This is a genomic window from Nostoc sp., assembly GCF_036919555.1.
Lineage (GTDB): Bacteria > Cyanobacteriota > Cyanobacteriia > Cyanobacteriales > Nostocaceae > Nostoc.
The window spans coordinates 62,978-77,521 of sequence record NZ_JBALCS010000124.1; the positions used below are offsets into that span (position 1 = coordinate 62,978).

14 protein-coding genes and 1 pseudogene are annotated in these 14,544 nt (G+C 42.3%); 7 read left to right on the top strand and 8 right to left on the bottom strand.

Annotated elements, in window-relative coordinates; genetic code table 11:
• Positions 1 to 59 precede the first annotated feature (59 nt).
• The 3 genes from V7K36_RS33725 to V7K36_RS33735 all read left to right on the top strand — a co-directional run bounded on the left by V7K36_RS33725 (position 60) and on the right by V7K36_RS33735 (position 4,444).
• Positions 60 to 605, top strand: coding sequence for a transposase (locus V7K36_RS33725; protein ID WP_335122379.1), 546 nt, complete (start codon positions 60 to 62; stop codon positions 603 to 605).
• 210 nt (positions 606 to 815) lie between these two features.
• Complete coding sequence (gene pruA, locus V7K36_RS33730; RefSeq protein WP_335122380.1) at positions 816 to 3,815, top strand: L-glutamate gamma-semialdehyde dehydrogenase; 3,000 nt, start codon at positions 816 to 818, stop codon at positions 3,813 to 3,815.
• A 188-nt stretch (positions 3,816 to 4,003) separates the two neighbouring features.
• Entirely contained in the window at positions 4,004 to 4,444 is a 441-nt protein-coding gene (locus V7K36_RS33735; RefSeq protein WP_335122382.1) for a GNAT family N-acetyltransferase, read from the top strand.
• A 202-nt stretch (positions 4,445 to 4,646) separates the two neighbouring features.
• Here V7K36_RS33735 and V7K36_RS33740 read toward each other — a convergent pair.
• Positions 4,647 to 5,882, bottom strand: a pseudogene (locus tag V7K36_RS33740) (sensor histidine kinase); the annotation flags it as partial.
• Positions 5,883 to 6,134: 252 nt separating this feature from the next.
• Here V7K36_RS33740 and V7K36_RS33745 point away from each other — a divergent pair.
• The gene (locus tag V7K36_RS33745; RefSeq protein ID WP_335095141.1) at positions 6,135 to 7,061 is read left to right on the top strand and encodes a cobalamin-binding protein; all 927 of its coding nucleotides are present in this window, start codon (positions 6,135 to 6,137) and stop codon (positions 7,059 to 7,061) included.
• Between the two features lie 58 nt (positions 7,062 to 7,119).
• Here the strand turns inward: V7K36_RS33745 and V7K36_RS33750 are convergent, their stop codons facing one another.
• The 3 genes from V7K36_RS33750 to V7K36_RS33760 all read right to left on the bottom strand — a co-directional run bounded on the left by V7K36_RS33750 (position 7,120) and on the right by V7K36_RS33760 (position 8,419).
• Positions 7,120 to 7,422 carry a TMEM165/GDT1 family protein gene (locus V7K36_RS33750; protein WP_335122383.1) on the bottom strand — a complete coding sequence of 101 codons (303 nt, stop codon included), beginning with the start codon at positions 7,420 to 7,422 and terminating at the stop codon, positions 7,120 to 7,122.
• A 109-nt stretch (positions 7,423 to 7,531) separates the two neighbouring features.
• Complete coding sequence (locus V7K36_RS33755; protein WP_335122385.1) at positions 7,532 to 7,966, bottom strand: TMEM165/GDT1 family protein; 435 nt, start codon at positions 7,964 to 7,966, stop codon at positions 7,532 to 7,534.
• 102 nt (positions 7,967 to 8,068) lie between these two features.
• Positions 8,069 to 8,419: a YkgJ family cysteine cluster protein gene (locus tag V7K36_RS33760; protein ID WP_334827040.1), complete on the bottom strand. Its 351-nt coding sequence runs from the start codon at positions 8,417 to 8,419 to the stop codon at positions 8,069 to 8,071.
• A gap of 243 nt (positions 8,420 to 8,662) precedes the next feature.
• Here V7K36_RS33760 and psb30 point away from each other — a divergent pair, with 243 nt between their 5' ends.
• Complete coding sequence (gene psb30 / locus V7K36_RS33765; protein WP_069068686.1) at positions 8,663 to 8,806, top strand: photosystem II reaction center protein Ycf12/Psb30; 144 nt, start codon at positions 8,663 to 8,665, stop codon at positions 8,804 to 8,806.
• A 160-nt stretch (positions 8,807 to 8,966) separates the two neighbouring features.
• On the opposite strand, the gene V7K36_RS33770 is transcribed toward psb30, so the two are convergent.
• Together V7K36_RS33770 and V7K36_RS33775 are read right to left on the bottom strand one after the other, a co-directional pair.
• Positions 8,967 to 11,081 carry a single-stranded-DNA-specific exonuclease RecJ gene (locus V7K36_RS33770; RefSeq protein WP_335122387.1) on the bottom strand — a complete coding sequence of 705 codons (2,115 nt, stop codon included), beginning with the start codon at positions 11,079 to 11,081 and terminating at the stop codon, positions 8,967 to 8,969.
• A gap of 82 nt (positions 11,082 to 11,163) precedes the next feature.
• Entirely contained in the window at positions 11,164 to 11,589 is a 426-nt protein-coding gene (locus V7K36_RS33775; protein WP_335122389.1) for a hypothetical protein, read from the bottom strand.
• Between the two features lie 221 nt (positions 11,590 to 11,810).
• Between V7K36_RS33775 and V7K36_RS33780 the strand changes: the two genes are divergently transcribed.
• The gene (locus V7K36_RS33780; protein WP_335122391.1) at positions 11,811 to 12,062 is read left to right on the top strand and encodes a UPF0175 family protein; all 252 of its coding nucleotides are present in this window, start codon (positions 11,811 to 11,813) and stop codon (positions 12,060 to 12,062) included.
• Positions 12,055 to 12,549 (top strand): DUF3368 domain-containing protein, encoded by a 495-nt coding sequence (locus V7K36_RS33785; protein ID WP_335122392.1) that lies wholly within the window; start codon positions 12,055 to 12,057, stop codon positions 12,547 to 12,549. The genes V7K36_RS33780 and V7K36_RS33785 overlap by 8 nt, the downstream gene beginning before the upstream one ends.
• Before the next feature lie 212 nt (positions 12,550 to 12,761).
• On the opposite strand, the gene pstB is transcribed toward V7K36_RS33785, so the two are convergent.
• Complete coding sequence (gene pstB, locus V7K36_RS33790; protein ID WP_335122394.1) at positions 12,762 to 13,589, bottom strand: phosphate ABC transporter ATP-binding protein PstB; 828 nt, start codon at positions 13,587 to 13,589, stop codon at positions 12,762 to 12,764.
• Positions 13,590 to 13,640: 51 nt separating this feature from the next.
• Entirely contained in the window at positions 13,641 to 14,540 is a 900-nt protein-coding gene (pstA, locus tag V7K36_RS33795; RefSeq protein ID WP_335122396.1) for a phosphate ABC transporter permease PstA, read from the bottom strand.
• Positions 14,541 to 14,544: the final 4 nt, after the last annotated feature.

A 14,544-nucleotide genomic window follows, 5' to 3' on the forward strand; every position in this document is an offset into this window, starting at 1 on the left:
GCAGTAAAAGTAGGGAATGGGTAAGCGACGAATTACTAATTTCACAATCTTCAATGTATATGTCTCATCGTTTTCAGTCTCACATTAATCACGTCATCAGCTACCAACTTGTGAAGTCTGCCAAGGCAACTAATCAGTTGATTGCTTTGGAAGAATTGACAGGAATTAAGGAACGCACAAATAGCCAACCACGTAGTAAACGGGAACGCCGATTGTCGAACAGTTGGAGTTTTTATCAGTTGCGGCAATTTATGACTTACAAGGCGCTTAAGTTTGGCGTGAAGCTGGTTTTTGTTGATCCAAGGTATACCTCGCAAACTTGTCACAACTGTTTGCACATTCATCCGGTAAGGGGTGAATCCTATCGCAGTGGTAAAAAGTTTACGTGTGGTCATTGTGGATGGGTTGGTGATAGTGATTTGAATGGTGCAAAAAACATTTCTGCAATTGGGGCTGTTGTAAACCAGCCTCTTGGTTCGGGACTATCTTGTAAGTTAGAAGTACGTTCGCCTTTGGCATCTTCCCTTGGGAGAAAATTTGAGTACGTGCAACTAAGCTTATTTGATATTTCTAGGGCTTCTGAAAGTTTCCACCTCAGCCGTTAGGCAGGTGGGGGTAGTTTACCAAAAGGATAACACTTGTGATTGAATTGGGCATTGGGCATTGAGAAAGAGAAGGCAGAAGGCAGAAATTCTTCAATGCGTGAATTTTGAATTGATTTCTCCCCACTCCCCACTAAATATACGAAAGCGTCAAAATAGAAGACACAGGCTTTGTCCAAAAAGCCTTGCCTTGATTAACGGAGTTTATGATCAGTGGTATTACAAGTACAAACAAGCACCTACGAAGCTAAAACCCAAGAAATTGCTAAACAACTTCTAGCAGCAACGCAGGAAAATCGTTCGTTTTTTTCTTCCCTGCGGGATCAAATGCGTTGGGATGATAAATTACTAGCTTGGGCGATGAGTAATCCTGGATTGCGGGTGCAATTATTTCGCTTTATAGATACGCTACCTGCTTTGCACAGTAAATCAGAAATTGCCTCACATTTACAAGAATATCTCGGAGATGAGTCTGTAGAATTACCGGCAGCTTTGAAGGGAATGCTCAACTTTGCTAACCCCGACTCTATGCCAGGACAAGTTGCTGCTACAACCGTTGGTACAGCTGTTGAAACTCTTGCTCATAAATATATTTCTGGGGAAAATATTAAACAAGTCATCAAAACAGTTGAACGACTGCGAAAAGAGAAAATGGCTTTCACCATCGACTTACTTGGTGAAGCGGTGATTACCGAAGCTGAAGCGCAGTCTTATCTAGAACGCTATCTAGAATTAATGCAACAATTGGTAGAAGCATCGAAGAATTGGACAGCTATCCCAGCTATTGATGAGGCTGATGGCGAACCCATACCAAAAGTTCAGGTTTCTGTTAAATTAACCGCGTTTTATTCCCAATTTGATCCTCTAGATGCTAAAGGTAGTGAGGAACGAGTTAGCGATCGCATTCGGATTCTCTTACGTCGTGCCAAAGAATTAGGCGCAGCTGTCCATTTTGATATGGAACAGTATGCCTATAAAGATATAACTCTCAGCATCCTGAAAAAACTGTTACTAGAAGAAGAGTTTCGCCAACGCACAGATATTGGCATAACAATTCAAGCATATCTGCGTGATAGTGAGCAAGATACCAAAGATTTAATTTCTTGGTTGAAACAGCGTGGTTATCCCCTGACAATTCGTTTGGTGAAAGGCGCGTATTGGGATCAGGAAACTATCAAAGCAGCGCAGAAGCATTGGCCACAGCCAGTTTACAACGAGAAAGCGGCAAGTGATGCTAACTTTGAAAGCATCACTCAGTTATTACTAGAAAATCATCAATATGTGTATTCTGCCATTGGTAGCCATAATGTGCGATCGCACTCTCGCGCCATTGCCATCGCTGAAAGTTTAAATGTCCCTCGCCGTCGCTTTGAATTACAAGTCCTCTACGGTATGGGTGATAAAGTTGCAAAGGCGTTGGTTGACAGAGGTTATCGGGTGAGAGTTTACTGTCCTTATGGTGAATTATTGCCTGGAATGGCGTATTTAATTCGGCGGTTGTTAGAAAATACCGCTAATAGTTCTTTTTTACGGCAAAATCTCGAAAATCGACCGATTGAAGAATTATTAGCGCCGCCAGTTGTAAAAGATGCAGAAAATGAAAATTTCCCCCCGTCCCCTCGTCCCCCCGTCCCCGTGTCCTCCTCCTTCCTTGGTGCTGCTGATACCGATTACGCTGAGGAAGAGATGACAAGAAAATCTGCTCAAGCTTTCCAAAGCGTTCGTCAACAGTTGGGTAGAACTTATTTGCCCCTGATTAATGGCGAGTATGTTAATACGCCGGAATTTGTTGATTCTCTGAATCCTTCTAATTTCAGTGAGGTAGTTGGTAAAGTTGGGTTGATTAGCGTTGAACAAGCCCAACAGGCGATGGAAGCTGCGAAAGCGGCCTTTCCTGGGTGGAAGAAAACACCAGCTAAACAACGCGCTGATATTTTGCGGAAAGCGGGAGATTTGATGGAAGAACGCCGCGCCGAACTTTCAGCTTGGATGGTTTTGGAAGTTGGGAAACCAGTTAAGGAAGCTGATGGAGAGGTTTCTGAGGCGATAGACTTTTGTCGCTACTACGCTGACGAGATAGAACGGTTAGATGAAGGTGTTAATTACGACATTTCTGGCGAAATAAATCGTTATATTTACCAGTCACGCGGTATTGTTGTAGTGATTTCTCCCTGGAATTTCCCGCTAGCGATCGCTTGTGGAATGACGGTTGCTGCTTTGGTTTCAGGCAATTGTACTCTCCTCAAACCGGCTGAAACGTCTTCTGTTATTGCAGCGAAACTCACAGAAATCTTGGTAGATGCTGGTTTTCCCAAAGGTGTATTTCAATACGTCCCTGGCAAGGGTTCGCAAGTCGGCGCTTATTTGGTAAATCATCCAGATACTCATGTAATTGCTTTTACAGGTTCCCAGGAAGTTGGTTGTAGAATTTACGCAGAAGCGGCAATTTTGAAACCTGGACAAAAGCACATGAAGCGGGTGATTGCTGAAATGGGCGGCAAGAATGCCATTATTATCGATGAAAGTGCTGATTTAGACCAAGCTGTTGTGGGCGTAGTGCAGTCGGCATTTGGTTACAGTGGACAAAAATGTTCTGCTGCCTCAAGGGTGATTGTGCTGCAACCAATTTATGATACCTTTGTGCAACGGTTGGTGGAAGCGACAAAATCCTTGAACATTGGGGAAGCAGAGTTACCGAGTACACAAGTTGGGCCAGTGATTGATGCTAATGCCCGCGATCGCATCCGCGAGTATATTGAGAAGGGTAAGGCAGAAGCACAACTAGCTTTAGAATTACCAGCACCAGAACAAGGATATTTTATCGGCCCAGTTATCTTTAGTGAAGTATCGCCCAATGCGGTAATTTCCCAGGAAGAAATTTTTGGGCCTGTGTTGGCGGTAATTCGGGTGAAAGATTTCCAGGAAGCCTTAACAGTCGCCAACGGTACAAACTACGCCTTGACTGGCGGACTTTACTCTAGAACACCTTCGCACATTCAGCAGGCGCAGACAGAGTTTGAAGTTGGGAATTTGTACATTAACCGCAATATTACAGGAGCGATCGTTGGGCGGCAACCCTTTGGTGGATTCAAACTTTCTGGAGTAGGTTCTAAAGCAGGCGGGCCTGATTACCTCTTGCAATTCCTGGAACCACGCGCGGTGACAGAAAATATTCAGCGCCAAGGTTTTGCACCAATTGAAGGCGCAGATTAAACTACAAGAGTAGGTAGGGCATATGCCCTACTTATTAGACTTCTTGCATAAATCAAAAATTAAGAACCCCGCCCCGCATTTGAGTAAAGCAAACGCTCCCCTCCCGAAGAGCGGGGAGGGGTTGGGGGTGGGGTGTTAGGGACTTTTGCAAGAGGTCTATTATATGTAGAAATCGTAGAGAGACTTTAATGAGTAATTTAGTTATAAAAGTTGCTGAATTACCTGAAGATTTTCCGGCAATTCAAGCAATTAGAATAGCAGTATTTCAAGAAGAACAAGGTATAGATCCCGCTTTAGAGTTTGATGGCAAAGATGAAATATCTGATCATCTAATTGCTTATTTAAATGAGGAAGTTGTGGGTACTACCAGAATTAGATATTTAGATGAGAAAACTGCCAAAATAGAAAGGCTTGCTGTTTTGTCTACAGCTAGAGGACAAGGTATTGGTAAGAAAATTATGATCAAAGCACTAGAGGTTATAGCTAATAAAAATATCCCAGAAGTAGTGATTCATGCTCAAGAATATGTGAAAGATTTATATAAAAAATTGGATTTTGTAGAAGACGGAGAAATCTTTGAAGAAGCCAATATTCCCCATGTGAAAATGAGGAAAAGTTTCTTACCGTGAAAGTAAAATATACTATATATTTTTTCACTAATTAGCCCTGAAAAAATGCATTTTTATGATCAATTAACTCAAATATCGCATCAGTACTGACTCTAGCTGAATTATCCGAATTGGCTTAACAAGATACCAAAATCACTTGCTAAACAAGAGCTTTAGCATTTAGGCGAATGATCTACCCCCCGTGAACGGTTACTCTTTTTATTCAATTTGGAATTTGAAATTTGGAATTGATTTCTGCCCCATCTCTCGAATGCACTGGATTTGGTAGAAACAGAGTGAACTGACTACCCTTTCCCAAAGTCGATGTAAAGGTAACATCTCCACCATGCAAACGCGCTAATTTGCGTGTTAAAGCTAAACCCAAACCAGTGCCTTCATACTGACGATTTAACCGACTGTCAAGCTGTTTAAACGGTTCAAATAGAAATTTAAACTGATTTGAGTCTATCCCAATTCCAGTATCTGAAACTGCAAACGTTATCCCTTGCGGTACTTTTTTGACTACCAGCGATACCTGTCCGGTTGGGGTGAATTTAATGGCATTGGTTAGCAGGTTGAGTAGCATTTGCTTAATACGCCGTTCATCAGCAATACAAATATCCGCTTCTAGGTCAATTTCATGCGTGAGTTGCAATCCCTTTTCTAAGGCGCGATCGCGCACTGTCCACATGGCATAATTACATAAATCTGACACTGGCAAAGGTGAGAGTAACGGTTGCTCTTTGCCTGCTTCTACCTTAGATAAATCAAGGATATCGTTAATCAGTGCCAGCAGATGTTCACCACTACTATATATAGAATTTACATATTTGTTCTGCTTTTCATTGAGTGAGCCAACTATTTCTTGTTGCAGCAACTGCGAAAAACCCATAATCGCATTCAAAGGCGTCCGCAACTCATGGCTCATGGTTGATAAAAATTCATTTTTTGCCCGACTGGCTGCTTCTGCTGCTTCTTGAAAGGCACGCAGTTTCAACTCTGTTTGCTTGCGTTCAGTAATGTCCTCAATCATCGCTAAAAAAAACTCAGGTTCACCATTACTGCCAGGTATAACAGAAACAGAGATATGAGTCCAAACTAAGCTACCATCTTGATGCAGGCAGCGTCTTTCCATCTCAATGCAATGTCTAGCGACAAGCTGTTCCTGATGTTTCGAGGCTTGGAAGCCGATCCTCGAAGTTCTCTTTAAGTCTGTACGAATTCCTGACATCAGTTGTTTGTAAAGTTTTAACCCCCCCCTTTCTGTGGGAATGTAATCTGTAAAGGGCTTGCCGTATAGTTCTTCTCGGCTATATCCAAAAATCTCGCACAGTGCCAGATTGGTATCGACTATCTGCGCTTTCATATCTATAAGTCCAATGCCGATAGAGGAACGCTCAAAAATCGCCCGGAATTGTAAAGCCTCTTGGGCTTGGTTCTGCTCTGTAATCTTTCTAGCCGATACCACCTGCATTAGTTATCCTTAAGAAGAAATAATTTTGTTTTGCAGTTATACGTAAAAAGTAAAACCGTCTTTGTATAACTACAATTACTTCATAGGGGTTTTCCTATCCGGAAAGTATAATTCTTTTCATCAAATCTTTATTTAGTACTGACTAGCAAAACACCGTTGATTCCCCTAGAGAAAGATGCCTAAAGTCTTAAATTTTGCCAAAATTAAGGTAATGGCAGCTGTTGTGGAGGTGGAACGATGACGGATAGTAGTGTGAGAATTGTTTCTTTAATTCCCGGTGGAACAGAGATTTTAGCGGCACTAGGGTTGGTTGATGCTATTGTAGGGCGATCGCACGAATGCGATTACCCTCCAGAAATCCAAAACCGTCCCATTTGTACCCAAGCACGTTTAAATTCCAATGCCTCCAGTAGCGAAATTAACGATGAGGTGAACAATTTATTGCAATCTGCTCTCAGTATTTATGAAATCAAAACAGATGTTTTAGAGCAGTTGCAGCCTACTCACATTCTCACTCAAGACCAGTGCGATGTTTGTGCTGTCAGCTTACACCAAGTTGAAAAGGCAGTTGCCACACTCATTGACAGTAAACCCCAGATTATTTCTTTACAACCCAATAGTCTCAAGGATGTTTGGGCTGACATTGAGCGAGTCGGCAACATCTTTGGCGTAGACTCGGTAAACATCTTAGAAAACTTAGAAGCTCGCGTCAAAATTTGTCAGCAAAGAATCCAAGGACTTTCTTTAAATGAAGTGCCTACTGTCACCTGCATTGAGTGGACTGATCCTTTGATGGTCGCCGCCAACTGGATTCCGGAATTAGTTAACTTAGCAGGAGGACACTCTCTATTTTGTGTTACAGGTCAGCCTTCTCCTATCTTGCCGTGGGAAACACTATTAACAAGTAATCCCGATGTAATTGCTTTTATGCCTTGTGGGTTTGATTTAAATCGCACTCGCCAAGAAGCCAATTTGTTAACTCAACATTTAGACTGGGAAAAATTGCATGCTACCCAAGCTGGTAGAGTTTACATCACTGATGGTAATTCTTACTTCAATCGTCCAGGTCCACGACTGGTAGATTCTCTAGAAATTTTGGCAGAAATTTTGCATCCAGAAATTTTTCAATACGGCTACAAAGGAACCGGTTGGGAACCTTTGTAATTTAGCTGAATCTGCAAGCTAGCAAGAGCGTCCCGTAGAAGAGCGTCATTTTGAATTGTTAAGGTGTTTGTTCAGAATTTGCCGATGGTTGATTGTTAAATAACAGCAGGCGTGCAGCGAGGATGGCAAATCCCACAGCAGCGATCGCTTTTAGGACGCGTGTAGGTAATAATTCCGCCACTGCACCCCCTGCTAATGATCCCAACAGACTTGTCAACAGCAATGCGCCTGCTGCGCCAAAAAATACTGTACGCGGGGAATTACAACGCCCTGAAAGTGCGATCGCTGCTAGCTGACTTTTGTCACCCAATTCTGATAAAAAAACTGTAATAAAGCTCAGTCCTAAAAGATGCCAGTCCATATAATTAAGGGGGAGAGTGGGGGAGGCAGGGGAAGCAGGGGAAGCAGGGAAAGATGAGGGAGAATAACTACTAACTCCTAACTCCTAACTCCTAACTTTTAACCTTTAACTAACCTTGGAATATATCCCAAAACAGCATTAGAGAAATCACCAACAACATCACGCCTGCTGATTTTTCTACAGTTTTCGGGCTGAGTCGGTTGGCTATCCAACTACCTAAAAGCACACCTAATAAGCTGGTGGTTATCAGCGCCGCCGCAGATCCGATAAATACCACCCATGGCGAATGAGATTCTGCACTCATTAACAGGGTGGATAGCTGAGTTTTATCTCCAATTTCTGCTAGAAAAATGGTTACAAAAGTTGTACCAAAAACTACTAGCGCTGATTGCTGCTTTTGAGGACTATCGGCAACTACAGGCTGAACTGACGGAGCGATCGCGATCACAGGAGTTAAGCTCAAATCAGTGCTATCTTCCAGTTTTAGCTCGATCTCAGTCTGAGATATGCCAGAAATGTCCAAAGGAGCAGAGTCAAGTTTCACAAGCAATAGTTTTGTTGCTAGATTGTTTTCATATTTCTATCATATTCTCAGATTGTTAATAAATTGCAACCCTATAGAAAAAAAGAAGTGGTGGAGTGAGTGTTAAAGCCCAACAGCTTTATTGAAGCGTAGTATTTCCAGACTGCGATCGCCATATACTCCTTCTATTTGCTGACGACAGCAGTCAATGGCAAAATCGTTGACTTCTTCTGGTTCAACCCCATACATATCTTGAAACACTTCTGATTCCACACGGCAGAAGCGAGGACGATTGGAGTAGATGCGACATTCTCGCGTGGTATGGTCGAAATTAACGCACCATCCTCCTTGGCCTACCATGCTGAGGTAGAGTTCTAATTCTGGTGGAGAGAGATACTCTTCCAAATCTGGACGCTCTGCTGGATCAAGATTACAGCAGGCTCCACATTGCTTTACACATTGCCAAGTTGACATTTTGGATTAGGGAGTAGGGAGTAGAGAGTGGGGAATAGGGAGTGGTGAGATGAGGCAGATGAGGGAGAAATAAGCAATTTCCAATGCCCCATGCCCAATTCCCTTATTTTACGTTTTTATATCTTTTCTTATAATTTTGTTAAGTAAATTAAATCTAACAGACCATAGCCAGATATGATCGATTGCAGGTTTTGTAATTAAGTTATTAAATTTTTTAAGGCAATTGGAAGGAGAAAAGGAAAAATGTTTGACGCTGTGTCTGACTTGTTTAACGCTTTTACCAGTATCAATTGGGAAGTTATTTTCCAATTGTTGTCCGTGGCGCTAATCGTGATTGCTGGCCCAGCAGTAATCTTTGTGCTGGCATTTCGCAACGGCAACCTATAAGAGTGCTGAGTGCTGATTGAGAGTTAAGAGTGAGGAGTTAGGAGTGAGGAATTAAATTTTCTTCTCAACTCATACTTATAACTTATAAATCAGCACTCGCACTGTCACAGTCACAAGTGATAAATTAATTAAGAGCTCCTAACTTCTAACTCCTAACTCCTCACTCCTCACTCTTAACTGATAACGCCTGAAGGGCAGCTTGGATAATATTGTCATACGGTGGTTGAGAAATATCAACCTCTTTAGCCTCTTGACGATTAGTACCCAGCAAACCGATTATATCTCCTGGCTCCATGACTAATACTTTGCCTTCAGAATTTTTAATTCTTAATTCTGCTTCAATACCGTTTTTATAGAAACCACAAGTATAATGTCGCTGGTTGTACTCAAAGGTGGTGCTTGACGGAATAGGTGGCGAAGCAAAAAATTGTTGAAGCTGAATTGGCAGTCTGACACCGATTAATTCTAGCTCGATGGTGGTCTTACCGTTAAAGTAATTTTCTCGCAGTTTGTAAGCGACATCCACTCGTGGTGGTAAGCGGAAATAGTCGCCCCAACGCCAAGCGATCGCCTTAATTTTGTATTCCTGATTATCGATAGTTTGGGCAATTGTCAGTTTAATGTGACCCTTACCAACGATTTTTTGCTCAATCACTTGAACATTAGGTGTCCAAAAAACTGGATCGGGGTTGTCCATACCGCAGGGGTGTAGAGCATTAAGCTGTTGATAAAGCTGCTGATTGATGTGATTGAGGTTGACTTCGGCATCAATTTTGAGCAGAGGCTTGAGATGTTGGGGTTCAAGACACTGGTTAGCAAACTCAATCAAACGCGATCGCAACACCTGTAAATTCTCTACTGGTAGAGAGAATCCCCCGGCTGCTTTGTGTCCACCAAATTTCCCTAATAAATCGTGACAATATTCCAAAGCTTCAAACACATGAAACTCTGGAATTCCTCGTGCTGAACCGCGTATATGTTCCTCATCCTCATAAGTACCGATAAACACGGGAACACCGTAGCGTTCCACCAAACGGGAGGCGACAATCCCAATAACGCCGTGATGCCAATTGGGTTGAACAACAACCAATACACAGTCTTTTTGTAGAGATGCAACAAATTCTGTTTCTACATAAGCGATCGCTTCTTGTTCAATTTGCTCACACATTAACTGGCGACTAGTATTAGTTTGTTCGCACTGCTTTGCGAGTTCCAGCGCCACCCCCATATCATCTGTAGTCAGCAATTCAATCACAGTTTGAGGATTACCAATCCGACCAATAGCATTAATTCGCGGCCCCAAACGAAAACCGATATCTTCAGGCTTTAACGATTTTGGATTTTGGATTTTGGATTTTGGATTGGGGATTTTCTCCCCTGCTTCCCCTGCTCCCCCTGCTCCCTCATCTCCCCTCGCCTGCACGCCACCTACCTGAATTAATGCCCGCACCCCAGCTAAGTTGGATTTGGGTAAATGCTGTAAACCACGTTTTACCCAACGGCGATTCACACCAGTTAAGGGAGCTAAATCTGCGATCGTTCCCAGTGTAAATAGTGCTAACATCGGCTGGATCAAGCCCTTAGTTGCCCCTAGCTGTTGTGCTAGAGACACTGCCAAAATGTAGGCAACACCAACACCAGCAACACCCCGATAAGGTGACGATTCTGCTATTAGTTTGGGGTTGAGGATAGCGTTAGCTGGAGGTAATTTTTGGGGTATGTCGTGGTGATCGGTGATAATCACTGCAAGACCAAGTTCTCTAGCTCTGGCAACTGGTTCAAACGCAGAGATGCCATTATCTACAGTGAGAATTAGTCCTACACCTTCGCTGTGAAATTCTTCAACTATGCGTTTATTAATACCGTAGCCTTCGTGCATCCGACTGGGAATAGCATAATCTACTTGTGCGCCTAAAGTGCGGAGACTACGTAAAAGTAGAGCAGTGCTGGTCATACCATCAGCATCGTAGTCACCACAAATAGCAATTTTAGTTTGAGAAGCGATCGCATTTTGCAACAACTCCAAACTAATCGCCAAATCAGGAAATTCCTCCAACGGCGAAGGTAAAACTAAAGACTCTGGCTCTAAAAATGCTTGTACCTGTTCTGGTGTTTCCATACCCCGATTAATCAACAACTGGCTGATAATGGGTGAAACATTAATCAAAACCGCCAGCTTTTGGGCGAATTCTGGTTTCTGCGGATAGATTTGCCAGCGCTGATTAGGTAAGCGCCTACTAGGTTTTGAGAGTTCAGATACAGGTCGGTCTAGCACAGTATAAAGTTAGGATTTTTTAGTTATGAGTGTTGAATTTAAAGTTGTTTCTTAACTCATAACTAATAACATTATTTGCAATCTAAAACACGTTAATCCTACCATCATCCATAATATATAACGAGCGATCGCCCGAAGAACGCAAAGTCGGACGGAGTTCCAGCCGCAATGTACCAAAGTTAGGTTTCGAGACAATTGCTTGTAGTGATAAACCCGTTTCGCTCCAAAATATTAGAGATGTATTTGGCTCTGTACCCTCTATTTGTTCTAAATTTAATTTCTGTCCTGGACTCAAGGATAGTGCATCAGTCCCGGAGGGTTTTTGGATTTTGATCAGGTTAGGTGTGCTATTGACGACTTCAACTCTGATATGTTGACCAGGCGTAAATTGAATTGGGTGCGACCCACATTTAGAGGCACAAGTTCGAGCTAAGGTAGCACTAGGATTATTGATTGATCCAACTAGAATGGTAGCTGCAACTAAAGCAAATGACAGAGGCTTAAACATAATACACAGTATAAGTACTAAACTGAAATATTACTCCAGCTTAGTACTATTAAGCCTCAGCATATTTTCCTGAATTAAGCTGAGGAGATTATCTTGACAGTGGCAGATGATACTGAGCATATTTGCGTAGGCGTAGCCCGTCGTAGACATCGCTATACTGCTTGGACTGGTGTAAGCCATAATCAAGAAAGAATTAGGAATCAGGAACACAGAAGCGAACTATGCACATTCTATCCCTTCACTATCCCGATGACTTACTCATTACCTCCGGCAAATCACCCCAAGCATTAGAAGCAGAACTTACATTTTTGCTCGCAGTCAAACTATTCGAGCTACGCCGACTATCTCTTGGTAAAGCCGCCGCCTTTTGCAGTATGAAAAAACCCCAATTCATGTACGAACTAGGACGTTTGCAAATCCCAGTTATCAACCTAGATGATGACCAAATCGCTGATGAATTGCGTGATGATTAACTCTGTCATTGTTGCCGATAGCAGCCCCCTCATTTCCTTGTCAATTATCGCGCAACTGGAACTTCTACCTCAACTTTATCAGCGAATATTACTTCCCCCAGCCGTATGGGACGAAGTAACAGTCCAAGGTGTAGGTCTACCTGGTTCACAAGCCGTCAGTCAACTAACTTGGCTGGAAATTCAAACCCCTGAAGCCCTGATATTAGAACCATTATCAATCCTAGTTGATCGTGGAAAAGCTGAAGCTATTGCCTTGGCTCAGTCCACTCCAGATAGTACGGTACTTTTGGATGATGCTCAAGCACGACGGGTTGCAGAACGCTTAGGAATTCGCCGGATAGGTACTCTTGGCATTTTGCGTAAAGCGAAAAAAGCGGGCTTGATTGTCGAGATTAAAGTATACATTGAGCAGCTACGCACTAATGGTATTTATATCCGACCTAGCCTCATTGATGCAGTACTACGAGATGTCGGAGAAATAGATTAATTACGGGTTTAGATAATTTATCAGTTAGTCTGGTATCAGGCTATAGCAAAGTTTTTTTAGTGTTTTGCAGTACTATAATCCAAAATATCTCTCCTTAGTTTTACTAAGCAAAACCGTCCCTCTCCGAGTCGGAGAGGGACAGACTTGAACTAAAGTTCAAGGCAGGGAGAGGTTCATGAATTACGAATTACGAATTACGAATTACGAATTATTTAACCGAAGCGTCCACTGATATAATCCTCAGCTTCTTTGGTTTGAGGAGAACTAAACATTTGGACTGTAGGATTAAACTCAACTAATTTTCCGCGACGTTTGCCATATTCGTCAATTTCTGTATTGAAGAAAGCCGTGAAATCTGCGACTCTAGAAGCTTGCTGCATATTGTGTGTCACCATAATGATGGTGTATTGCTCCTTGAGTTCTAAGCAGAGTTCTTCTACTTGGCGGCTAGAAATTGGGTCGAGAGCAGAACATGGTTCATCCATCAATAATACATCTGGCTTCATAGCGATCGCTCTTGCTATGCAAAGCCGTTGCTGTTGTCCGCCAGATAATGCAGTTCCCTTATCTTTGAGTTTATCCTTAACTTCATCCCAAATAGCAGCGCGTCTGAGGGAATCTTCTACCAATTCATCAATGTTACCTTTATAACCGTTAGCACGCGGTCCAAAGGAAATATTTTCGTATATTGATTTGGGGAAAGGATTCGGTCTTTGAAAAACCATTCCGACTTGGCGGCGTAATTTTACAGAATTTATCTTAGGATCGTAAATGTTGCGATCGCGATAATTCAGTCTACCCTCAACTTTCGCTCCGGGGATTAAATCATTCATCCGGTTGAAGCAACGCAGTAAGGTACTTTTACCACATCCTGAAGGCCCAATAAAAGCAATAATTTGCTTATCAGGAATCTTGAGATAAACATCTAAAAGTGCCAGAAACCCTCCATAAAAGACCTTCACACCTTCAACATTGAATACGCCCTTGTCTTGGTCGATTGTGGCACTATCTGATTGACTTCTACTATTGCTATAAGTCATTTGGCTGTTCTCCTCATATTCATGAATGTATTTGATTAGATATTTAATTACCTAATTTATTGAGAAGCGTTGTCGAATATAAATTGCTACACCATTTAAGACTAAAATCAAGAGTAACAACGCAATAATTGTCGCTGCTGCGGCACTAGCAAAACCCGGTTCAGGACGAGTGATGTAACTGTAAATTTGAATGGGTAATGCCATAAATCTCTGAAACAAACCAGGGTTAAAGGTGAGAAAACCCACAGCACCTACAACAATCAGAGAGGCTGCATCACCAATAGCGCGGGATACAGAGATAATCACCCCCGTCAAAATACCAGGAACAGCATAGGGTATGACATGATTGCTGATAGTTCGCCATTTGGTGACACCTAATCCGTAAGAAGCATTTCTCAGGGAATCTGGGACAGCACGAATTGCTTCTCTAGCTGTCACAATAATTACTGGTAAAGACAACAAAGATAAAGTCAATGCACCGGAAATCAAAGCGGGGCCAAACCCAAGCAAATAATTGAAAACCCCTAAACCCAGCAATCCATAGACAATAGAAGGCACACCCGCGAGATTACTGATATTAATCTCAATAATCGCTGTCCACCAAGCTTTAGGTGCATACTCTTCTAGATATAAAGCTGCTCCAACACCAATAGGGACAGTTACTAAAATCACAACAGCTCCTAAAAGAACGCTGCTGATAATCGCAGGACGAATACCACCTTGATCAGGAAAACGAGAAGGAGTTTCCGTAAGAAAGCCGGGTGATAAAAATCTGCCTAATCCGTCTCGAAAAATATCAAAAAGTAGCAATGCTAGGATAAATAAACCAATCAGCAATCCTAACAAAAAAAGCACTTCAAATACTTTCCCTAATGTCTCCCTACTCTCAACATTATCGGTAAATTCTGCCGCAGATTCTAGAGAATCATCTTGTTGATAACTTGTAGCCATATCT